The organism is Haladaptatus sp. CMSO5 (genome assembly GCF_036689885.1).
Classification (GTDB): Archaea; Halobacteriota; Halobacteria; order Halobacteriales; family Halococcaceae; genus QDMS2.
The window spans coordinates 1,362,279-1,381,443 of record NZ_JBAHVW010000001.1 but is presented as its reverse complement, the minus strand read 5'-3'; the positions used below and the strand labels follow the sequence as shown (position 1 = coordinate 1,381,443).

Sequence of the window (19,165 nt, the reverse complement as noted above, 5' to 3'; positions counted from 1 at the left end):
TGATAAAAACACCAGCGGTCTGTCGCCCGCGCTTGCTTCATCCACAAAACATATAATATGATAACACATACCATACCTCGAGGTGAAATGGCCTAATGTCAAACCACGCAAGTCCGCGTCGGCAGCCAGATAGCGCTGACAGACCAGAGCCAGCCGTTCCAGACGGAGTCGAGACCACAGAGGTCTATGAGACAGAGGACGGAATCGTGCTCTATGACGCAGAGAATCCACTTGCGTGGGTACAGGCCACGCACGCAGTTCTACTCCGCGACGTGGCATAAGAGGGGGTTTGGGGTACCGAAGCGAAAACACACGTCGGAGAATACTTTTTTACCGACATCGTAGGGCAAGTGTGATTGACCTAGAGGAAGAGCAATCCGACGCCTGGCCGGATGAGCCAAAGGAGTTCAACCCCGAGACGGACATCGGCCCGGAAATCCCCTCAGTCAAAATGCCGAACTCGGACGTCTCTGACATTCCTGACGACGTTTTTCGCACGTTCTGGTCGCTCGTCCTCACGTTCAACGTCGCCCTGTTCGCCCTCAGCCTCGGTGCGATGTTGATGTACTTCAGAGCCGATTACTGGACCGGCGGCCCCGTGTTCGCCATCGGCGCACTCTCGCTCGTCTACGGGCTCGCAAAGTACCGCGCCCACCAGAACCGATAACCCTCGCGGGCACCTGTTGCTACCCATGCGGACGGTCACCGACGACACAGGACGCCACCTCGTGCTCATCAGCGAATCGAGCGACGCCAGCCGCGTCCGCGACCCAGAAACCGGCGAGGAGTTCTACGTCGAAAACGCCCGTCTCTCCCACACCTCTGGCGAATCCACCTTCGAAACCCTCGCGCGAACCGTCCCCGAACCCACAAGAAAACTCCTCTCTGCGACCCGTGACGACTGGGCGCTTGGCCTGCTCATCCATCTCGAAGAAAACGGCCCGCTCGCCGCCCGTGAACTCATGGAAACGGACGACAAGTGCGAGAGCACGCTGTATGGAACGATGAGCGAGTTTCGCGCGGCTGGCCTCGTCGAAGAAACGGACGTGTTTGGCGAACGCGGCTACAAAACGACTGCTCGCGCAACCGAGGCGCTACAGCAACTCCGCGGGTAACTCACGGGTTTCTCGCTCCGCGTGCGACCGGTTGCTCGTCGAATCTTTTTCCACCACGACGAGGTCGTCTGCCGCCCCGACCAGTTCCTCGTCGTGCGAGACGACCACGATTTGCTCGACGCCGAGCGTTCGCATCGAGTCGATGAGTTCGATGAGTTGGGTGACGTGCCCGTCATCCAAGAACACCGTCGGCTCATCGAGGATGAGCGGCGGCATCGGTGCGGCCCCGTCGATACCTTCAGAGAGCAGCCGGTAAATGGCACACCGAAGGCTGAGGTTGAAGATGGCGCGTTCGCCACCCGATAGCTGCTCTGGAGCGAGTGCCTCGCCGTCTTTCTGGTACACCGTGAGTTCGTAGTCGCCGTCGAGTTCGATACGCGAGTACGAGTCGTTCTGGTAGACGAGGTCGAACACCTCGTTTAGCATGCGTTCTAACGTCTCTACGTTGCGCTGGCGAAGCTCGCCACGGAGGTCACCATACATGTTCTGGAGGTCTTCTGCCTCGTCGTACAGCGACTCTAAATGCGAGACGGCGTCTGCGACGCGGTCGCGCCGTTCGCGGAGGTTTTCGAGTTCCTCGATGGCGTTTTCGAGTGCGCCAATCCTCCCAGTGAGTTCGTCGCGTTCTGCGGTGAGTTCGGCGAGTTTCGGCTCTGCTTTGTCGAGATAGGTGCGCGCCCGCTTCTTCTCGCTGCGCGCGTTCTCGATTGTTTGCTCATCGAACTCGTCTTCTAGCTCACGCTTTCGGGTTGTGAGGGAAGAAAGCCGCTCTCTGCGCTCGTCGTTTATCTCGTCTAAGTGGTCACGGCGCTCGCGCTTTTGTTCGATTTGTGCCTCGTTCTCTGCAATGTCCGCGAGAACTGCCTGTAGTTCCTCTAAACGAGCTTTTCGCTCACGGAGTGTCGTCCGTTGTTGGTTGAGTTCTGCAACCTTCTTTCTCGCCTCGCTGGCTTTCTCGGTTGCCTCTTCGGCCGCCTCGCGTTTTTCGGCTGCCCGAGTCACCAGTTCGGCTGCTTGCTCGCGCAGTCCGGTGACTGACTCGCGTCGTTCTTCTATCGTCTCTTTGCGCTCTGTGACGAGTTGCTCAAGGCTCGATTTCTGACTTTCTACGTCTGCAACGGTTCGCTCTGCTTCGCGGAGGGACTCTGCGGTCTCAATGCGTTCTTCGAGCGCGTCTTTTTCCGATTTGAGCGAGTCGAGTTCGGCTTCGAGTTCTTCGAGCCTCTCGGTGTCCTCCGTGAGCGAATCGACGTGCGGCGAGTCCTCGACAGGTTGGCCACACTCCGGGCATTTCCCCTCTGCCAACAACGTCTCTGCGTCTTCGATGTTCGAGCGAAGTGATGTGATCTGCGCTCTCAGGTCTGTTTCCGTGGCTGTGAGTTCCGAACGCTCGTCGGTCAGTTGTTCGCGGAAGTCGGCGGCGTCTCCAAAGTCGATTGGAGCGTCATCGAACCGCGCCCGCTCGGTTGCAATCTCGTCTTCGAGAGCGGTGACCTTCTCTCTGCGCTCTGTGAGCGTCTGTTCGTCGTCCTCGATGGCCGCCGCCGTTTCTTCTGCCTCGGTGCGTTTTTGTTCCGCCTCGGCTTCGAGTTCTGCCGCGCGTTCTTCGTGTGCCTCTGCATTCCCGGTATGCGTTTGTACCTCAACGCGTTGTTCGCTGAACTGTTCGTGGAGGTCGTCGTCTTCCTGCTCGACGGCATCGAGGGCGGCTTCGACCGCCTCCTCAGTTCCCTCCGTGAGCTCGCTCGCTTCGACCTGTGCCGCGAGGTCGTCTCTGAGTTCCTCGGTCGCCTCTTTGAGATTCCGGATGCGTTCTTTCAGCGCGTCTCGCTCGCTCTCGTCCGTCCGAATGCTCTCACGAACGCTTTCGATTTCTTCAACGAGTTCGGCGAGTTCTTCGCGTTTTTCCTCGTGCGCTTCGAGGATTTCTTCGGCGTCATCGCGCGTCTTCCTCGCTTTCTCGACGTTTTCTTCGATTCGCTCGGTTTCGGTGTCCAGTTTGGCGAGTTCCGTCTCGGCCTCGTTCAGTTGCTCGTGGAAATTCTTCGCCTCTTTTTCTGCAATTTGGTCGTCGAGTTGCGTGAGACTCCCGTGGCGGTCGTCGAGGACGCTTTTGACCCCAAGACGAGCGTCGCTCGCGCGTTCGCGGTACTCCTCTAGCTTCCCGAGCTGGAGGAGGTCGTCTATCATCGACTGGCGTTCGCGCGCGGAGGCGTTGATGAGTTTGTTCACCTCGCCTTGGCGGACGTAGGCGCAGTTGACGAACGCATCCGCGTCCATCCGGAGCAGGTTGCGGATGTGCGCTTCCACGTCGTTTACGCCGTCGATGGTTCCCTCGGGCGTGTCGAGCACGCAGGCTGTCGTCTGGGCGCGCTCGCCGCGCAGTTTGATACGGCGCTCGATGCGGTACTCTGCGCCAGCGTGGGCGAACCAGAGTTCGACCGCGGCCTCCTCTGCGCCGATGGTGATGAATTCGTCTAAGCTGCGGTCGAAGCCACCGGGGCCGTAGAGTGCGAAGAAGCAGGCTTCAAGTAGTGACGATTTTCCGCTCCCGTTGACGCCGTGGATGACCGTCACGCCGTGTTCGAGGCCGAGGTCGGCGTCGTCGTAGCACTTGAAGTTCTCCAAGCGAATCTGCTCGAATCTCATAGGTACTCCTCCATGGAGCGCTGGGAGGCATTGCCGGATGAGTCACTCGTCGCAGGCGAGTCTTCGGCTGTCTCTTCTGTCGCTGCTGAATCCGACTCTTCGGCTGTATCTGCGTCGCCTACTGCGTCAGGTGCAGCTTCCACTTCCGCCTCAGACTCAGGCGCTGGTCCAGCGGTCGCGTCGTCCGTCTCGTCGGTGTCGTCGGCAGCTTCGCTCGCGGCAGCGGCTGCTTCCGTTGTCGCTGCTTCGAGCGCATCTCCGTCAGTCTCGCCATCGGTCACGTCGTCGTCCGCATCGGCAGGTTGCTGGCTCGCTTCGTTTGGCTTCTCGCGTTGCGCGGGCGAAAATGCCGCAAAGTCGTCGTCTTCGAGCAGTTCGCGGACGCGGGTTTCGACCTCGTCTCGCACGTTCGCGTTGGCGAGTTTGCTCGCGCGAACCACCTCGTCGAGTTCGATGGCGGCCCCGCTCAGGCCGAGTTCGCGAACGCGCTCACGGACGGCTTCGTCCGGATCTGCAAACGAGACGTTCGAGACGGTTTCTGGGGCGTCGTACTCGCGTTTGTCGGTCACGCGGGCGACGAGCGTCCCGCGGTCGGTTGCGAACTCTTCGACCGTGGCTTGGGAGAGAGACTCACCGTCGCCGGTGATGGTGATGAGGGCGACTGCGTCGTCGAGGTCGTATTCGCGGATGCGGTCGCGCACGTGGTCGATGCCTTCGCCCTCACCGAGTTCGATGTCGATAAAGTGGAACTGGCGGGTCGGCAGTCCTCGACGAGTGATATCTACGCCGTTCTCGAAGGTGACGATGTTGTAGCCGCGGTCGTCGCGCTCGGTGGCACTCGCGCGCTCGGTCGAGCCACAGTAGGTGACCCACGTCTCGCCGACCTGCGTCTTGCCAGGCTTGTGGTTGTCCCCGAGCAACATCGCGTCGAAGTCGATTGACGCCGTTTCGAGGAGGATTTCGGTGTCCCAATCCCCGAAGTCGAAGGGCGTGAACAGGCCGTGGGTGACGAGTGCGGCGTGCGCAGCGTCGTGTGGAGCGAAGTCGTACGCGAGTTGGTCGCGCTGTGACTGCGGGACGAAGTCGAGGCCGTAGAAGGCGGTGTTTCCGAGAACGTATGGCTCGCTGCCGAGGCGCGTGGCGAGGCCGAGATTCTCGTAGAGGTCGAGCCACTGGCCATTGCGTTTCCCCTCGTGGTTGCCGACGATGGCGAGAAACGGGATGTCGGCGTCGTCGAGCGTTCGCAGGACAGAGAGCGTCCCGAGCAAATCTTGTAAATCCGGTCTGCGGTCGTGAAAGAGGTCGCCAGCGTGGATGACGGCGTCAACGTCCGCCGCCACCGCGTCGTCTACGACCTGTCGAAAGGCAGCGAGGAAATCCTCTCGGCGCTCTGCAGCGTGGTACTGCTGATAGCCGATGTGGGTGTCCCCCGTGTGAATCACCCGAGTCATGTCGAAGCTATTTCGCGTCTCGACGTAAAGGGGTTCCGCGACCAGAGCGGAAGTGATTGGCCGCGCGACGATACGCCCGGTACGCCGCAGCGGCCTCGCGTCCCGATTGGACGAGCGCGGTCGTCCCTGCGCGTTCGCACTCGATGAGCGCCTGTTCGAACCGGTCGATGCCAACGTCTGTGAGAAAGTCCGCCGCCTGTTCGATGTCGTCTATCGCCGCGACGGCGCGAGTGACAATTTGAGTCGAATCTGGGCATGCAGCCGGGTCACGACAGACTGACTGGGGAGCCGAAACGGAAAAAGCGAGCCGTCTGAGCGCACGTTTTACGGTAACGGTCGATGGGTCTGTGTCGGGCACAGCCCCCGCTGGTTCGGCTTCCTATATCTATTCGAGGTCGAGTGAATAGAGACGCTTTCGGGCGTCGGTAAACGAGAAGCGAGAGGAGACAGCGCCCGCGTCTTCGAGCCGGTTGAGCGCATAGCGCACCGTCCGCGGTGGCAACAGCGTCTCTTCTACGAGTTCGCTCTGGGTGAGCGTGTCGTTGTAATCGAGGATTTTCGCGACGAGTTTTGCACTTGGGGGGAGTTCGCGTACCAGTTCCCACCGGTCTTGCTCTTCGTCCGCCACGACTGGCTCTTGTGTACTCATTATCAGAGGTGTGCAGATACTCGGTATTAATAATTCCGGATAGTGATTATTACCTTAGAGCATATCGCCTGCGTTTCTGGAGAGTCAATCCGGCCGTCATATGTGTCATATGTTGGCGGGGATTACCCGAAGCCTCTTATGAACTTGCGACCTAAGCCGGTGTAATGACTGATACTGTTGACGACGTGGACCTTCCCTACGATGAGGACGCGTCACAGCAGGAGAAAATTGAGGCTTTGCGCCAGCGCTTGCAGGTGGTCGAATCACAAAACGAGGAGATGCGCGACAAGCTCCTCGACGCCAACGCAGAGAACAACAAGTACCAACAGAAACTCGAACGACTGACCCACGAGAACAAGAAATTAAAGCAGTCTCCGCTGTTTATTGCGACGATTCAGGAAATCACCGAGAAAGGTGTCGTCATCAAACAACACGGGAACAATCAGGAGGCGCTCACCGAGGTCACAGACGAGATGCTCGAGCAGATCGAACCGGGCACGCGCGTCGCCGTCAACAACTCTCTTTCCATCGTCAAAACGCTCGACGACGAGACAGATGTCCGCGCTCGGGTGATGCAGGTCGAACACAAGCCTGACGTGACCTACGAGGACATTGGGGGACTCGAAGAGCAGCTCAACGAAGTGCGCGAAACCGTCGAGATGCCGCTCGAAAGCCCCGAGATGTTCGAACAGGTCGGGATTCAGCCACCGTCCGGCGTGCTGCTCTACGGCCCACCGGGCACGGGGAAAACGCTGCTCGCGAAAGCCGTCGCCAACCAGACCAACGCCACCTTCATCAAGATGGCTGGCTCGGAACTCGTCCACAAGTTCATCGGTGAGGGTGCAAAGCTGGTGCGCGACCTGTTCCAGGTCGCCCGCGACCACGAGCCTGCGGTCATCTTCATCGACGAAATCGACGCCATCGCGAGCAAGCGCACGGACTCGAAAACCTCGGGTGACGCTGAAGTCCAGCGCACCATGATGCAGTTGCTCTCCGAGATGGACGGCTTCGAAGAGCGCGGGGAAATCCGCATCATCGCGGCCACGAACCGCTTCGACATGCTCGACCGCGCCATCCTTCGGCCGGGTCGGTTCGACCGGCTCATCGAAGTGCCAAAGCCCGGCCCCGAAGGCCGCGAGAAAATCTTCGAGATTCACACGCGCAAAATGAACGTCGACGACGACGTGGACTTCTCGAACCTCGCAGAAGTGACGAACAACGCCTCCGGTGCGGACATTCGCGCGATTTGCACGGAAGCCGGGATGTTCGCCATCCGCGATGGGCGCACCAACGTTGCGATGAAAGATTTCCAGGACGCGTGGGCGAAGATTCAGGCCGAAGAAGAAGACGAGGACGTCTCGAAGACGTTCGCCTGAAAACGCTGTTTTTCTGTTTGTCGCTCGATTCAAGCGCTTGCGCTCTGCCTCGTTAGAGGATGAGTGTTATGAGCGCAAGCACGACGAAGATTATCACGAACCAGCGTGCGATGTTCATCGTGACGCCCGCGACTCCGCGTGCCCCGACGAGCGCGGCGATGATGGCGAGGACGAAGAACACAATCGCCCATTGCAGGAACTGACCGGAGAACGCCTGAATGGGGATGAGTTGTGCAATGGCTGCGGTCTCTATGAGTACCATATCTCTACGAACAACCGGTGAGAGGTTCGTTATGCAGTGGGTCACGCATCTCGTATAAAAATAAGGGTACGTTATACTGACAGCTTCTCAGAGGGGGGAAATTGGGACAGTTCGGAGCAGTTATGCTGGTGGCAGCGTCCAGATTCTATATTCATCGCTTGAGATGGCTCACGAACTGCTCGGTGCCGCGCTCGCGCTCCTCGCAAGCGGTGTCGCTGGCATTTTCGCCCACGAATTGGCCCACGCGCTTGCACTCTCTGCGCTCGGCGTGTCCTACCGCATCGACTGGCTGCCCGCGCGCGACGATGGGCTGTTGGCGATGATTTTCTTCGGAAAACTCGCTGCAGTGACGCCACAGACGTTCCCGGCTGCCCGCGCACCGTTTCGGCTTAGGGTCGCGTCGATGATGCCGCTCACGTTGTTACTCCCGCTCGCAGGCATCCCACTCGGCATCCTCCCCGACCCGTTTGCAACCGAGAATCTCGTCTTTCAGGTCGCGCTCATCGGCTGGATGGCGTGTGCGATTCCGAGCCCACAGGACTTTTCGATTCTGTGGTACGCTCGGCGCGTGGTCAACAGGCGGAAAAACGAGGCAGAGTAGCTACTGGGCGAGGGCGAGGAAGGCGAGGTACGGAATGGCGAACAACAACAGTGTCATCGCCGCGAGGATGACGCCGTAGCCGAGGAACGCGCCAATCGCGGCCGTAAACGAGTCGTGGTCGAACTGCGCGGGAAGGTTCATACGCAAACCGTTGCTCGGTCGTCTCTTGAGTCTTTTGCCGTTACGTGCGAAGGATGTCTTCGATGCGGCGGGCCGGGCCGTTGAGCGAGGGGTTTTTCTCGATGATTTTAAGGATTTCGTGGTCGGTGATGTCGGGGTAGGATTTCCCGATTGCTTCTTCGACGAACGCACGCTCTAAGCGAAACTCAGACCCCTCGTAAACGACATCAACACCCTGCTTATCAAAGGAAAGAACCGTCATAGGGAAGGGTACTATCTTGCAGAGTAAAAACCAACCGACCTCGTCAGCCACTCGTCAGACATTCACGGAGGATTAATACGAGCAGAGAGACGAGTTTGTTTCGTGCCACTGCGTTCGGACCCTCTCGACAAATTAGCCATCCCAGACGGGACGACGGTTGAAGAACACGACCTCGTGACCGACGGCGACGTTTTCGTCGGCGCGCGCAGCACGGTCGAGTTTGGGGTTCGCGGACGCAACGTCATCGCCGGTGAGGGTGTCACCTTCGGCGGCGATATCGAAGCGGAGGGCGACTGTCGTATCGACATGTGGTCTGACATCGCCGGAAACGTCCTCGTTGGCCAAGATGCCTACCTCGGCGAGCGCGTCCACATCGAAGGCCAACTCATCGTCTCTGGAGACTTGGACATTGGCGACGACGTGAACATCGAAAACGGCTTCGAGGCGAACGGCTGGATCGTGATTCGCAATCCGGTGCCGACCATTGTCTTCCTGTTCATCTACCTTTCACAGCTCCTCCGGCTCGGTGAAGAAGAGGCTGCAGAGTCCGTCCTCACCGAACTCGCAGACGGCGGCGAACCGGAGGATGAACCGGTCGTCATCCCACGAAACGCCCACGTCAGCGACGACGCGTGGCGGGTTTCGACGCCCGCGACCATCGGCAACGAGTGTCGCCTACACGGGAATATCCGCGCAGAATCCATCGAAGTCGGGGATGACAACAACATCTTCGGCAGCCTCCGCGGGCGCGGTGACATTTCGATTGGCAAGGGGACGCAGATTCACGGCGACGTGACGACGCGCAGAGGAACCGTCTCGGTAACGGAAGGAAGCCGCATCCTCGGCGATGTTGCCTGTGAAGACCTCTTGCTCCACGACGGCGCGGTCATCGACGGCTCGATTCGCGCCCGCGGCGAGATTACGCAGGTCCGCGACACCGAAGACGAAACCACCGAATAGACCGAAAGGCAATTTTGGGTAACCACGGTATGTGAGCACATGCTCTCTATCGCGCTTGCCGGGAAGCCAAACGCCGGCAAGTCAACCTTCTACAAAGCCGCCACCCTCGCCGAGGTGGACGTAGCCAACTACCCGTTTACGACCATCGACCCGAATCGGGGTGTGAGCTATGTGCGAACGGAATGTCCGTGTCTCACCCGCGAGGAACGCTGTAACAACGAACATTGCCACGACGGCAAGCGCTACGTCGCCATCGAGTTGCTCGACGTGGCCGGCCTCGTTCCGGGCGCACACGAGGGACGCGGCCTCGGCAACCAGTTTTTGGACGCGCTCACGAACGCCGACGTGATTCTGAACGTCGTGGACGCCTCTGGCGGGACGAACGCCGAGGGAGAACCCGTCGAAATCGGTGACCACGACCCCGTAGAGGACGTGACGTTCATCCAAGAGGAGATGGACCTCTGGCTCGCCGGTATTTTGAACAAGAACTGGGAGTCGGTCACCCGCCAGTCGCGCTCGCCCGGCTTCGACATCGACGAGGCTCTCACCGAACTGCTCACGGGCGTCGGTGCGACCGAACACGATGTGACCACGATTCTCCGCAACCTCGACTATCCGGACAACCCACAGGAGTGGACCGACGCGGACCGCGAGCGCCTCGCGCGCGACATCCGCGCCCAAACCAAACCAATCGTCATCGTCGCAAACAAGGCGGACATTGCGCCACCGGAAAACGTAGAACGTCTCCGCGAGGCCGCAGATTTGGTCATTCCGGCCACCGCAGACGGAGAACTCGCACTGCGCCAGGGCGCAAAAGCCGGACTCATCGCCTACGACCCCGGCGACGAGGACTTCGAGATTCTCGGTGACCTTTCTGGACCGCAGAAAAAAGGCTTAGAGAAAATTCGCGACGTGATGGCCGAGTTCGGCGGCACGGGCGTCCAACAGGCGCTGAACACCGCCGTTTACGACCTTCTCGACCACTTTACCGCCTACCCCGTCCAGAACGAGGGCAAGTGGACTGACGGCCAAGGAAACGTTCTCCCCGACGCCTTCCTTCTGCCGCGGGGGTCGACGCCTCACGACCTCGCGTACGCAGTCCACTCGGACATCGGCGACGCGTACCTCCACGCCGTCGATGCAAAGTCGAATCGACGCATCGCAGAGAACCACGAACTCGACGAAGGGGACGTCATCAAAATCGTCTCGTCGGCCAAATGAGCCACACTGCGTGGGTGGAGCTGGCCGAGGTGAAGCCAAGCCAACTCTATCTGTCGAGTGAAAAACTCACCGCCGTGATGAACTGGTTCGACTTCGACGGGCCGACGTTCGGACCGCTGCCGGTGTTCGAGTACGAAGGCGAGACGTACCTCGCAGACGGCCACACCCGGGCGTTCGTGGCGCACCTCGCTGGGTGTATGAAACTCCCAGTCACCTACGACCCGGAAATCCGCACGAGCGACGACTTCCCGGTGTACGTCGAATGTATCGACTGGTGTGAAGAGGAGGGCGTCGAAACGATTCCAGACCTCTCAGGTCGCGTGCTCTCACCGGAAGCCTACGACGTGGAGTGGATAGACCGCTGTCACCGGCTGGCGACACGACTCGACTGATTACTCGCCGACCCGCCGCAGGATTTCGTCGGCCAACACGACTTCCGTGCCTGCGAGGCCGACCGAGCAGAACACGGTCAGGTCGGTCTCACGCTTTCGCCCGGCGTGGTCGCCCGCAACCACCGTCGAAAGTTCGACTATCTCGGCGCGTCGGTCGCCTTCTACGAAAAACGGCTGTTTGTACTCGGCGTACCCCTCGACCTGTACGAGCGAGTCGGTGACGACGGTGTGAGCGCGTTTGACCGTCTCCATCGGGAGTTCGTGTGCGCCGACGTACTTCGGGCCGAGCGTCGTGACGTGCGCACCCGGCGCGAGCCACTTGTGTTCGAACACGGGATTGCGACTTGTCGTTGCGCAGATGACGATGTCCGCCTCCTCGACGGCGGCTTTCGCGCTCTCGACGGCGACGACGTGCGCATCTAGTTCGGCGTTGAGTTCCATCGCCGCATCCGTGCGGTTGTCGCGCGTTCGTGAGAACACCCGTATCTCATCGAGATTCCGGACGCTCGCGGCGGCGCGTGCCTGCATCCGGCCCTGCGTTCCAACCCCGATGAGCGCGAGCGTCGTCGCATCCTCGCGGGCGAGGTGTTCGACCGCGACGCCGCCTATGCCGCCGGTTCGCAGCAGGCCAATCTGGTCGCCAAGGGCGAGGCCTTTGAACGCACCTGTCTCACTGTCGAAGACGGCGACAAGTTGGGTGTGTTCCGGCGAATTGTCGCGGAAGGTTTCGTACACGCGGAAGCCGAGTGCCTGCACTTCGCCCGTCGCGGCCCCTGCGGTGAACACGAGCGACCCATCTTCGACATCAACGCTGAATCGTGGTGGCGAGACGAGATTGCCAAAGGCGTGTTCGCGGATGGCGAGTTCCATGGTTGCGACGACGTCTGCGGTGTCGATTGTTGCGAGTACGTCGTCGTCAGAGAGAATGGGGAAGGTCATGCGTCTGCTCCCGGTAATTCGATTGTTTCTACGTCCCACCCATCGTTCGGAACAGTTGCCTCAATCTGCAGTTCAACGAGTGCACCGTCCAGCGCGAGTTTCGAGACGCCGACCAGAGTACTCGCTGGAAAGTGGGGGAGTGAAAAATAGTCGTGGCGTACTTCGTGAATAGCGGCCCGCACGTCGCTGGTTAGGACGTCGTCGCGAACGTAGAACGTCGTGTGTGTGACGTCATCTACGGTAGCATCGAGTACCTCCTCAAAGACCAGTGAGACGAAATTGAGTAGCGTCCGCACCTGTTCGGCGGCGGTGTCGTCTTCTGGCCACGCAAGACCGGAAAGCGTCACTTCACGATGTGTCTCGTGATGAGTCACGACACCAAGTGATGAGGCGGTCGTCTCGAGAACTTCGGAGTCGATATCGCTCTCCTCTGGTGCGATGACGGTCTTTTCCATATCCTAGAAAACGGTCGGAATACTGAAAACTGTTCACCCGAGTGGCCGAAACCAAACGGCGACGAGCAACAGCGCGAGAAAGACGTAGGAGCCGCGAATCAGGAGCATCGTAGCGAGTTCGGGACCAGCACGGCGGGCGAACAGGGCGACGATGCCGAATCCGAGCACAGCGAGTATTGCGCTTTTCGGGAACACCGAGAGCGCAGAGAGGCCGAGGATAGCGAGGAGGCCGAGAGTCATGAGCAGATACGCGACTCGCCGCGACCGGGTCGTACCGAGGACGACGACGGCTGTGTGTTTCGAGATGGAGCGGTCGTAGTCGTAATCCTGTGCGTCGTCGATGATTTTCACCCCTGAAAGGATGGTGAGGAAGACTGCGGCGAAGGCGAACACCGGGAGCGTGAGCGTTTGGGTCTGGACGTAAAACCCGCCGAGGAGCGAAATCGAAATCCCGAGTGGGTAGCCCATCGTCGTCGTGAGGGCGTGCATGTCGAGTTGGGGCGCGTGGAGGTAGCCGATGAGCCAGCCCGGCAGCGTAAGCAGGGCGGCCCACACGTCCACGACGTATCCGATGGTGAGCAGGCAGACGAAGAATCCGGCAGACGAAAGGGTGAGTGCGAGTTTCGCTCCCCCTGACGAGAGGGGGTGGTCGTCGTCCTCTCCTCGGATGTAGAAGTCCACGTAGCCGTCTTTGACGTGGGCGGTGTAGAGCGCGAAGAACGCCGCTGTCATGTGAAGTGCGGCGAGCGAGGGCGAGAGGTCATGCGCCAGCACCGCACCGAACCACGACGCGGCGATGGGCGGGAGCATGAACACCGGATGAATCTGTGAGGCGAGGGCCCGAATCGCCGCGGCGAGACCGGTTCCGTGGCGGGAGACGTGCATACCCGTACCATTGACGTGTTAGCTGATAAACGTGTGCAGGGTGGAAAACGCGTCACTGCACGGCTGCGACCGCGTCGCCCATCAGTTCGAGGGCGGCTTTCAGGTCCTCGATGCCGGTGGCGTAGGAGATGCGCGCGTAGCCCGCGCCGTTCTCGCCGAACGCCTCACCGGGCACGAGGATGACGCCGCGCTCGATGACTTCGTCGACGAAGCCCTCGGGGACTTTTGGCATGGCATAGAACGCACCGCGAGGTTTCGGCGTTTCGAGGCCGATGTCCGCGAGGCCGTCTAACACCACGTCGCGGCGTTGTTCGAACGCAGCCACCATCTCCCCAATGCAGTCTTGTGGCCCCGAGAGCGCGGCTTCTGCGGCGTATTGTGAGGGCGCGGCGGCACACGCCTGTGCGTACTGGTGGACGCGAAGCATGCGCTCGACGCGGCGGTGGCTGCCGGTGACCCAGCCGAGCCGCCAGCCGGTCATCGAGTACGCCTTCGAACAGGCGTTGACGACGACGACGTTGTCCGTCTCGGCGAATTCGAGCGGTGAGTAGTGCTCGCCGTCAAAGACGATGTGTTCGTACACCTCATCAGAGATACAGAGCACGTCGTGTTCGTCCGCGATGCGCGCGAACTCCTTGATGTCTGCTTTCGACTGCACCGCGCCGGTCGGGTTCGCGGGGCTGTTGACCACGAAGGCCGCCGTGTCTTCGGTAATCGCGTCTTCGACAGCTGCCGGGTCCATCGTCAGGTCGTCGCGCAGGCCGAGCGGCCGGGGCACGCCGCCTGCGATGTGGGTGAGCGCGTCGTAGGAGACGAAGCCGGGGTCGGGGAAGATGACTTCGTCGCCTTGGTCGACGTGGGCCTGGAAGGCGAGGTGGAGCGCCTCACTCCCGCCCGAGGTGGCGATGACGTTCTCGGGGTCGACCGCGATGCCGTTGTCGCGTTGGTGTTTGGCCGCGATGGCCTCGCGCAGCGGGAGGATGCCCTTGTTCGGCGTGTAGGCGTCAACCACGCCGTCTGCGATGGCCTGCTGGGCGGCCTCGCGGACGTGTACGGGCGTTGGAAAATCGGGTTGTCCGATGCCGAGGTTGATGGCGTCAGGGCCTGCGGCCTCGAACACCTTGCGAATGCCACTAATCGAGACGCGCTCGACTCGACGAGCAAATTCAGTCATAGGCGAAGTCGGGTGGGGGAGAGAATAACTCTGATGTGTGGTGTGTGGACAGGGTGCGTGATTCGGGTCGAGAGATAGCCAACCGCTAGGTTAGTTTTCGAACTCGTCACGCAGTTCGTCGATGCGCATTTCGAGCACCGACAAGGCGGCGTCGGCATCGGTGTAGCCGCGCTCGTACTCGTTGTAGACGCTCTTTGCATTCCGCAGGAACTCTGAGACGGCGTCTTCTAGCTCGGTCATACAGAGAGGTTGAACCCGACCGTATTTCAAACTGGCAGAATACCTTGTACAGGTCGCAATGAGAACGCAGTGTGGTGCAGTTGCGGGGCCGTGCTGTGCGGTCGCGGAGCGGTAATCGTCACGTACAGCACCCGAACGCGACAGAGTCGCGTTCGGTGCGGCCTTTTTCATGAAAGTTTTTCGAGCGCGGCTTTATGCCGCGCTCTCAAAAAGTTTCATTGGAACATCCGAAGCGGCTTCGCCTGCGTGCTCTCCTCGTCTGCGTCCTGCATGCGCTTTGCGAACTGTTCTTTCGCGGTGCGAATCTCCTCTGCGCGAGCGACGAGGTCGTTGGTGTCCACGTCGATGCCCGCGAGCGGTTCGATGCCGCGCAGGAGGAGGATGCGGGCAGCTTCGGGGTCGGGAAAGCGTTTGTCACTTTCGACGATGAGGCCGACGCCGGTGATGTCGAGTTCGGCGGCGCGGTTTATGAGCGCGCCCGTCGGACCGGAGATGAGGCCGCCTTCGGTCGGAAATGAGATGTCGGCGGCTTCGAGGAGCGACGCGCCGTCGCCGGTCGAGACGCCGTAGAGGGCGGGTTCGTCTGCGTCTTTGTCGGTCGGGAGGCCGGAGAGGAAGATGGGGGTTGCGTCGTGTTCTGCGATCCAGCCGGTGAGACAACTCGAAAACTCGACGGCCTGAGAGGGGGAGACGGGAATGTCGCTCTGGAGGACGACGAGGTCGCGCGCTTCGTCGGCGTAGAGCCGGACAGGGGCTTTGACGGCTCCGTCGCCTTTGCCGTACACCGCAACGCGGGGGATGCCCTCACAGTGGAGCGACCCGTAGTGGGTCATCTCGAACTGTTCGACGAGGTGGTCGGCCGCGATTTTCCCGACGAGGCCAACGCCGGGGAGTCCTTCGACCAGCGTTGGCTCTGTGAGTTCGAGCGAATCGTCGTGAAGTTGGACGTGCGCCATAAATTGGCATACTCACCGGACTTGCATAAGGGCCCGGGCAGTGTGCGCGTTCGAAACCCACAAGCGGACGCCGAGAATAGAGACGGTAAATGGAGGCTCTTGAGCGGTACGAACCGCTGATGGACGACGTGGAGGCCTATCGGGCAGCCTGTGAGCGCCCGCTTCCCTCCGTCGTCCGGGTGAACACGCTGAAAGCAACGCGAGAACAGGTCTGTGCCGCCCTTGACGAAGAGGGGGTCGGCTACGAGCAACTGGCGTGGAACCCAGACCTGCTCAAACTCGAAACGAGCAGTCCGGGAAACACGTGGCCGTACTTCCACGGCTGGATTCACGGCCAAGAAGAAGTGTCTGCGCTGCCGCCGCTCGCGCTCGACCCACAACCGGGCGACCACGTCTTTGACACTTGCGCCGCGCCGGGGAGCAAGACTACGCAGATTGCCGCCCAGATGGACGACAAGGGCGTGCTCATCGCCAACGACAACAATCTCGGTCGGCTCTCTGCGCTGCGATTCAACGCCGAGCGACTGGGCGCAACCTGCGTCGCGGTCACGAACCAGGACGCGCGCAACTTCTCGATGAAGCCGTTCGACTCGCCCGACGACGGTGGCTTCGACCAGTTCGACCGCGTGCTCGTGGATGCGCCGTGTTCGTGCGAAGGCACGGTTCGAAAGAACCCTGACGTGGTCGATGAGTGGACGCTCGACCACGTCGAATCGATTGCAGGTATTCAGAAGGGCATCCTCCGGCGAGCGCTCCAAATTACGCGCCCCGGCGGTACGGTCGTCTACTCGACGTGTACGTTCGCCCCCGAGGAGAACGAGGCGGTTCTCGACCACGTCCTCGACAAAGAGGACTGTCGCGTCGTAGACTACGACCTCGGCCTCGAACACGTCCCCGGCATCACCGAGTGGCAGGGCGAGGAGTACGACGAGCAGGTGACCAAGGCAAAGCGCGTCTATCCGCAGCACAACGACACTGGTGGCTTCTTCTGTGCGAAGTTGGAGGTGGGCCAATGAGCGACGGAAACGTGGGCCAGCAGTTCGACCGGCTCCCAGAAACCCTCGACGAACAGGAAATCGACGGTCGGGCCTCGCGCGAGCAGGTCGTGAACTTCTGGCACGACCGTTATGGCGTCCCAAAGTCCGTATTCTCCGACTTCACGCTCTGGGAGAAGGGCGCGGGGAAAATCTGGATTTTCGGCGGCGACGTGGCCGCGCCAATCAGCATCGAAGGACTCGGCATGAAGCTCATGCGCACCCGCCAAGAACACTGGAAGCCAACGACGAACGGGGCACAGCGCTTCGGCCGCCACGCGACCAAGAACGTCATTCTCCTCGACGCAGACCAAGCCGAGAAATTCGCCCACGGGACGGACATCGACTACCCCGACTGGGACGGCGACTGGGGCTATCTCATCGCCGCCCACGAACTCGCGGGCGTCACCGAACCAATCGGCGTCGGTCTCTACCTCCACGGCGAACTGCGCTCGGTCGTCCCGAAGGGACGCCAGTTCGACTGAGCTATTCGAGCTGATTTTCGAGTTTTTCGACGCGCTTCTCAAGGGCTTCGTAGCGGTCTTTCGAGACGTATTCCTCAAGTTCTAATCCCTCGACCGGCAGACCCTTGAAGTCGATTTTTGGCTGTTCGCCGAGGCTGATTTCGAGCAGTTCTTTCTTCCGGCCAAGGTCGTTGATACGTAGCGAGTTGCGGTCGCTATCGACGTAGATGACGACGCGCTCATCCGCCTGCCGACTCCGCAAATCGAGAATCGGCTGTTCTTCCGCATCGACCCAAATCCGCACGTTTTCGGGGCTCATGAACCGGGCGATGGTGTCTGCCATCCCACCGCTCATCGAGAGCCGTTTGACGCGCTTTCCCGAAGGGTTGTCAAGTGGATGTTTGCGCGTGTACACGCCCCAGTGGTTGTGCTCCGCATCGGCGGCCGTCCGCGCGAGGAGCGTCCCGTCTGAACTACAGTAATCGACGAAACAGGCATACGCGTCCGAAGAAGTGCCTGCTGCGTCGTCCAGCGCGTGGAGGCACAGCGAGTGTTGTCTGTCGGCCATACGGCTGTAGAAGCCTGACGAAGGCTATTCGCTTTCGGCCGACGTGGCCTCGTCCCACTCGTAGCTCTCCGAAGTTGAGTCACCCATGACTTCGGCAAACGAGCGAGCTTTGTCCGCGACTTCGGTGAACACGACTCGGTAGCCATCCGGGTCGCGCACGGAGATTTCGCGGGTGTTCCACGGCGTGTCGGTCGGCCCATTCTCGATGTCCACACCGTACGCTTTGGCCCGTGCAGCAACGTCATCGACCGACTCGTTTTCGACGTTGATGTAAATCGAAAGGCCGCTTCCCCGCGACGCGGGACGCTCCTCGCCAACGCGCATTTCGTCTGCGACGAGCATGATGTCGGCGTATTTGCGATAGCGGACGTGGCTCATCACCGGCATTGCGTAGATGGTGGTGAAGCCGAGGGCGTCGTACCACGCCAGCGAACCTTCGATGTCGGAGACGGCAAGTTGGCAAAACAGCGGCATCGGATACGCCTCAGTGTCGGTCGGGGCCATGCGGTGTGTACGGCAGAACGTAGAATAATTATTGACCACGTTCGCTCATTACTGGATGAGTGGAACTCCGTACAATCGTCTATAGCAGGGATACGTAGTAGCCAGTCCAGCGTTCGAGTGTTTGAGACCAATTCGAGCGGGTGAGAGCGAGAAAGCGTAATAGCGAACGCTCCGTACTTCCTCTCATGGGTCGCGACCTCGACGATGTTGACCGAAGTATTCTCTATATGTTACAACGAGACGCTCGGAATACGACTGCCCAACAGATAGCCGATAGGGCTGGCGTTTCAGCGAGCACGGTTCGCAATCGCATCGACCAACTCGAAGCAGACGGCATCATCAAAGGATACCATCCAGAGATTGACTACGAAGCGGCAAACCTCCCGTTACAGGTGACGTTTATCGTGAGCGTACCGCCGACGGTACTGGAGGAATATTCGACGAAATTGCGAGGGATTCAAGGCGTTATCGACGTTCGTGAGATGCTCACGGGTCGTCGGAATCTCCACGTTGACGTGGTTGGAACGAGTTCGGGAGATCTGACACGGATTACTGATTCCATCCACAACATCGGTGGCGAAATCGAGAGCTCAGAAGTGATGAGAAAACGTCACGTTCAGCCGTTTAACCATTTCTTCTTGCAAGGAACCGAACAGAGCAGCGCGCACGCTGAAAATACCTCAGTCACTGAGTCTGATAAGTGACTGATCCGAGACGATGATTTGGAATCCACAAAATAATCGCATCAAATGCAGATAACACACACAATTGTTTGCGAAAACAGCAATTTACATGGGTTCTCTCTGTTGAATTCAGAAGAGTGAATATAAAGTGTACGATGGGTTTATCGTCGGATGGAGTATTTTACTATACGGGAGAGGACAAGGA

The 19,165-nt window shown here is 60.1% G+C and carries 26 protein-coding genes; 11 read left to right on the top strand and 15 right to left on the bottom strand.

Going from position 1 to position 19,165, the window contains the following annotated elements; all coding sequences use genetic code 11:
* Positions 1-95: 95 nt before the first annotated feature.
* The 3 genes from V5N12_RS07290 to V5N12_RS07280 all read left to right on the top strand — a co-directional run bounded on the left by V5N12_RS07290 (position 96) and on the right by V5N12_RS07280 (position 1,115).
* Complete coding sequence (locus V5N12_RS07290; RefSeq protein ID WP_332898495.1) at positions 96-281, top strand: DUF7331 family protein; 186 nt, start codon at positions 96-98, stop codon at positions 279-281.
* A gap of 71 nt (positions 282-352) precedes the next feature.
* On the top strand, positions 353-667 hold the full coding sequence (locus tag V5N12_RS07285) for a DUF7322 domain-containing protein (protein WP_332898494.1): 315 nt from the start codon (positions 353-355) through the stop codon (positions 665-667).
* Positions 668-692: 25 nt separating this feature from the next.
* Entirely contained in the window at positions 693-1,115 is a 423-nt protein-coding gene (locus V5N12_RS07280; protein ID WP_332898493.1) for a DUF7346 family protein, read from the top strand.
* On the opposite strand, the gene rad50 is transcribed toward V5N12_RS07280, so the two are convergent.
* Genes rad50 through V5N12_RS07260 form a run of 4 tightly spaced genes read right to left on the bottom strand, consistent with a single transcriptional unit; the run spans position 1,095 to position 5,864 of the window.
* Entirely contained in the window at positions 1,095-3,764 is a 2,670-nt protein-coding gene (rad50, locus tag V5N12_RS07275; RefSeq protein ID WP_332898492.1) for a DNA double-strand break repair ATPase Rad50, read from the bottom strand. The two genes, V5N12_RS07280 and rad50, sit on opposite strands and share 21 nt — an antisense overlap.
* Positions 3,761-5,215, bottom strand: coding sequence for a DNA double-strand break repair protein Mre11 (gene mre11 / locus V5N12_RS07270; protein WP_332898491.1), 1,455 nt, complete (start codon positions 5,213-5,215; stop codon positions 3,761-3,763). Before mre11 ends, rad50 begins: the two co-directional genes overlap by 4 nt.
* Positions 5,216-5,222: 7 nt before the next feature.
* Positions 5,223-5,573 (bottom strand): hypothetical protein, encoded by a 351-nt coding sequence (locus tag V5N12_RS07265; RefSeq protein WP_332898490.1) that lies wholly within the window; start codon positions 5,571-5,573, stop codon positions 5,223-5,225.
* Between the two features lie 27 nt (positions 5,574-5,600).
* Complete coding sequence (locus V5N12_RS07260) at positions 5,601-5,864, bottom strand: MarR family transcriptional regulator (RefSeq protein WP_332898489.1); 264 nt, start codon at positions 5,862-5,864, stop codon at positions 5,601-5,603.
* 164 nt (positions 5,865-6,028) lie between these two features.
* On the opposite strand from V5N12_RS07260, the gene pan1 reads away from it, so the two are divergent.
* Positions 6,029-7,240 carry a proteasome-activating nucleotidase Pan1 gene (gene pan1, locus V5N12_RS07255; RefSeq protein ID WP_332898488.1) on the top strand — a complete coding sequence of 404 codons (1,212 nt, stop codon included), beginning with the start codon at positions 6,029-6,031 and terminating at the stop codon, positions 7,238-7,240.
* Positions 7,241-7,292: 52 nt separating this feature from the next.
* On the opposite strand, the gene V5N12_RS07250 is transcribed toward pan1, so the two are convergent.
* Positions 7,293-7,502, bottom strand: a complete 210-nt coding sequence (locus V5N12_RS07250; RefSeq protein WP_332898487.1) for a DUF1328 domain-containing protein — start codon at positions 7,500-7,502, stop codon at positions 7,293-7,295.
* A 163-nt stretch (positions 7,503-7,665) separates the two neighbouring features.
* On the opposite strand from V5N12_RS07250, the gene V5N12_RS07245 reads away from it, so the two are divergent.
* A complete protein-coding gene (locus V5N12_RS07245; protein ID WP_332898486.1) occupies positions 7,666-8,103 on the top strand; it encodes a hypothetical protein in 438 nt (145 codons plus the stop codon).
* Here V5N12_RS07245 and V5N12_RS07240 read toward each other — a convergent pair whose 3' ends face one another.
* Both V5N12_RS07240 and V5N12_RS07235 read right to left on the bottom strand, forming a co-directional pair.
* Positions 8,104-8,244, bottom strand: a complete 141-nt coding sequence (locus V5N12_RS07240) for a hypothetical protein (RefSeq protein ID WP_332898485.1) — start codon at positions 8,242-8,244, stop codon at positions 8,104-8,106. It lies immediately after the preceding gene.
* A 40-nt stretch (positions 8,245-8,284) separates the two neighbouring features.
* Positions 8,285-8,485, bottom strand: a complete 201-nt coding sequence (locus tag V5N12_RS07235; RefSeq protein ID WP_332898484.1) for a DUF5800 family protein — start codon at positions 8,483-8,485, stop codon at positions 8,285-8,287.
* A gap of 102 nt (positions 8,486-8,587) precedes the next feature.
* Here V5N12_RS07235 and V5N12_RS07230 point away from each other — a divergent pair, with 102 nt between their 5' ends.
* From V5N12_RS07230 to V5N12_RS07220, 3 genes are read left to right on the top strand one after another with little or no spacing between them, the layout of a single operon-like run.
* Positions 8,588-9,445 (top strand): acyltransferase, encoded by an 858-nt coding sequence (locus tag V5N12_RS07230; protein WP_442904932.1) that lies wholly within the window; start codon positions 8,588-8,590, stop codon positions 9,443-9,445.
* 39 nt (positions 9,446-9,484) lie between these two features.
* A complete protein-coding gene (locus tag V5N12_RS07225; protein ID WP_332898483.1) occupies positions 9,485-10,666 on the top strand; it encodes a redox-regulated ATPase YchF in 1,182 nt (393 codons plus the stop codon).
* Positions 10,663-11,058: a hypothetical protein gene (locus V5N12_RS07220; RefSeq protein WP_332898482.1), complete on the top strand. Its 396-nt coding sequence runs from the start codon at positions 10,663-10,665 to the stop codon at positions 11,056-11,058. The genes V5N12_RS07225 and V5N12_RS07220 overlap by 4 nt, the downstream gene beginning before the upstream one ends.
* Here the strand turns inward: V5N12_RS07220 and V5N12_RS07215 are convergent, their stop codons facing one another.
* From V5N12_RS07215 to V5N12_RS07190, 6 genes are all read right to left on the bottom strand, one after another.
* Positions 11,059-11,997 carry an ornithine cyclodeaminase family protein gene (locus tag V5N12_RS07215; protein ID WP_332898481.1) on the bottom strand — a complete coding sequence of 313 codons (939 nt, stop codon included), beginning with the start codon at positions 11,995-11,997 and terminating at the stop codon, positions 11,059-11,061.
* Positions 11,994-12,452, bottom strand: coding sequence for a RidA family protein (locus tag V5N12_RS07210; protein ID WP_332898480.1), 459 nt, complete (start codon positions 12,450-12,452; stop codon positions 11,994-11,996). Before V5N12_RS07210 ends, V5N12_RS07215 begins: the two co-directional genes overlap by 4 nt.
* 33 nt (positions 12,453-12,485) lie before the next feature.
* Positions 12,486-13,337: a UbiA family prenyltransferase gene (locus tag V5N12_RS07205; RefSeq protein ID WP_332898479.1), complete on the bottom strand. Its 852-nt coding sequence runs from the start codon at positions 13,335-13,337 to the stop codon at positions 12,486-12,488.
* Positions 13,338-13,389: 52 nt separating this feature from the next.
* Positions 13,390-14,511, bottom strand: coding sequence for a pyridoxal phosphate-dependent aminotransferase (locus V5N12_RS07200; protein WP_332898478.1), 1,122 nt, complete (start codon positions 14,509-14,511; stop codon positions 13,390-13,392).
* A gap of 90 nt (positions 14,512-14,601) precedes the next feature.
* Positions 14,602-14,751: a hypothetical protein gene (locus V5N12_RS07195; RefSeq protein ID WP_332898477.1), complete on the bottom strand. Its 150-nt coding sequence runs from the start codon at positions 14,749-14,751 to the stop codon at positions 14,602-14,604.
* Between the two features lie 215 nt (positions 14,752-14,966).
* On the bottom strand, positions 14,967-15,707 hold the full coding sequence (locus V5N12_RS07190) for a proteasome assembly chaperone family protein (protein WP_332898476.1): 741 nt from the start codon (positions 15,705-15,707) through the stop codon (positions 14,967-14,969).
* Between the two features lie 89 nt (positions 15,708-15,796).
* Here V5N12_RS07190 and V5N12_RS07185 point away from each other — a divergent pair, with 89 nt between their 5' ends.
* Complete coding sequence (locus V5N12_RS07185; protein ID WP_332898475.1) at positions 15,797-16,723, top strand: RsmB/NOP family class I SAM-dependent RNA methyltransferase; 927 nt, start codon at positions 15,797-15,799, stop codon at positions 16,721-16,723.
* Complete coding sequence (locus V5N12_RS07180; protein ID WP_332898474.1) at positions 16,720-17,226, top strand: DUF7122 family protein; 507 nt, start codon at positions 16,720-16,722, stop codon at positions 17,224-17,226. Before V5N12_RS07185 ends, V5N12_RS07180 begins: the two co-directional genes overlap by 4 nt.
* A 1-nt stretch (position 17,227) precedes the next feature.
* Here V5N12_RS07180 and V5N12_RS07175 read toward each other — a convergent pair whose 3' ends face one another.
* Entirely contained in the window at positions 17,228-17,773 is a 546-nt protein-coding gene (locus tag V5N12_RS07175; protein WP_332898473.1) for a hypothetical protein, read from the bottom strand.
* Positions 17,774-17,797: 24 nt separating this feature from the next.
* Positions 17,798-18,277, bottom strand: a complete 480-nt coding sequence (locus V5N12_RS07170; protein WP_332898472.1) for a VOC family protein — start codon at positions 18,275-18,277, stop codon at positions 17,798-17,800.
* Between the two features lie 185 nt (positions 18,278-18,462).
* Here V5N12_RS07170 and V5N12_RS07165 point away from each other — a divergent pair, with 185 nt between their 5' ends.
* The gene (locus V5N12_RS07165) at positions 18,463-18,981 is read left to right on the top strand and encodes an Lrp/AsnC family transcriptional regulator (RefSeq protein ID WP_332898471.1); all 519 of its coding nucleotides are present in this window, start codon (positions 18,463-18,465) and stop codon (positions 18,979-18,981) included.
* Positions 18,982-19,165: the final 184 nt, after the last annotated feature.

Excerpts from the sequence above, each read along its gene's own strand:
- V5N12_RS07290 (WP_332898495.1), top strand. The coding sequence starts at position 96 with ATGTCAAACCACGCAAGTCCGCGTCGGCAGCCAGATAGCGCTGACAGA.
- V5N12_RS07280 (WP_332898493.1), top strand. The coding sequence starts at position 693 with ATGCGGACGGTCACCGACGACACAGGACGCCACCTCGTGCTCATCAGC.
- rad50 (WP_332898492.1), bottom strand. The coding sequence starts at position 3,764 with ATGAGATTCGAGCAGATTCGCTTGGAGAACTTCAAGTGCTACGACGAC.
- mre11 (WP_332898491.1), bottom strand. The coding sequence starts at position 5,215 with ATGACTCGGGTGATTCACACGGGGGACACCCACATCGGCTATCAGCAG.
- V5N12_RS07260 (WP_332898489.1), bottom strand. The coding sequence starts at position 5,864 with ATGAGTACACAAGAGCCAGTCGTGGCGGACGAAGAGCAAGACCGGTGG.
- pan1 (WP_332898488.1), top strand. The coding sequence starts at position 6,029 with ATGACTGATACTGTTGACGACGTGGACCTTCCCTACGATGAGGACGCG.
- V5N12_RS07250 (WP_332898487.1), bottom strand. The coding sequence starts at position 7,502 with ATGGTACTCATAGAGACCGCAGCCATTGCACAACTCATCCCCATTCAG.
- V5N12_RS07245 (WP_332898486.1), top strand. The coding sequence starts at position 7,666 with ATGGCTCACGAACTGCTCGGTGCCGCGCTCGCGCTCCTCGCAAGCGGT.
- V5N12_RS07240 (WP_332898485.1), bottom strand. The coding sequence starts at position 8,244 with ATGAACCTTCCCGCGCAGTTCGACCACGACTCGTTTACGGCCGCGATT.
- V5N12_RS07235 (WP_332898484.1), bottom strand. The coding sequence starts at position 8,485 with ATGACGGTTCTTTCCTTTGATAAGCAGGGTGTTGATGTCGTTTACGAG.
- V5N12_RS07225 (WP_332898483.1), top strand. The coding sequence starts at position 9,485 with ATGCTCTCTATCGCGCTTGCCGGGAAGCCAAACGCCGGCAAGTCAACC.
- V5N12_RS07220 (WP_332898482.1), top strand. The coding sequence starts at position 10,663 with ATGAGCCACACTGCGTGGGTGGAGCTGGCCGAGGTGAAGCCAAGCCAA.
- V5N12_RS07215 (WP_332898481.1), bottom strand. The coding sequence starts at position 11,997 with ATGACCTTCCCCATTCTCTCTGACGACGACGTACTCGCAACAATCGAC.
- V5N12_RS07210 (WP_332898480.1), bottom strand. The coding sequence starts at position 12,452 with ATGGAAAAGACCGTCATCGCACCAGAGGAGAGCGATATCGACTCCGAA.
- V5N12_RS07205 (WP_332898479.1), bottom strand. The coding sequence starts at position 13,337 with ATGCACGTCTCCCGCCACGGAACCGGTCTCGCCGCGGCGATTCGGGCC.
- V5N12_RS07200 (WP_332898478.1), bottom strand. The coding sequence starts at position 14,511 with ATGACTGAATTTGCTCGTCGAGTCGAGCGCGTCTCGATTAGTGGCATT.
- V5N12_RS07195 (WP_332898477.1), bottom strand. The coding sequence starts at position 14,751 with ATGACCGAGCTAGAAGACGCCGTCTCAGAGTTCCTGCGGAATGCAAAG.
- V5N12_RS07190 (WP_332898476.1), bottom strand. The coding sequence starts at position 15,707 with ATGGCGCACGTCCAACTTCACGACGATTCGCTCGAACTCACAGAGCCA.
- V5N12_RS07185 (WP_332898475.1), top strand. The coding sequence starts at position 15,797 with ATGGAGGCTCTTGAGCGGTACGAACCGCTGATGGACGACGTGGAGGCC.
- V5N12_RS07180 (WP_332898474.1), top strand. The coding sequence starts at position 16,720 with ATGAGCGACGGAAACGTGGGCCAGCAGTTCGACCGGCTCCCAGAAACC.
- V5N12_RS07175 (WP_332898473.1), bottom strand. The coding sequence starts at position 17,773 with ATGGCCGACAGACAACACTCGCTGTGCCTCCACGCGCTGGACGACGCA.
- V5N12_RS07170 (WP_332898472.1), bottom strand. The coding sequence starts at position 18,277 with ATGGCCCCGACCGACACTGAGGCGTATCCGATGCCGCTGTTTTGCCAA.
- V5N12_RS07165 (WP_332898471.1), top strand. The coding sequence starts at position 18,463 with ATGGGTCGCGACCTCGACGATGTTGACCGAAGTATTCTCTATATGTTA.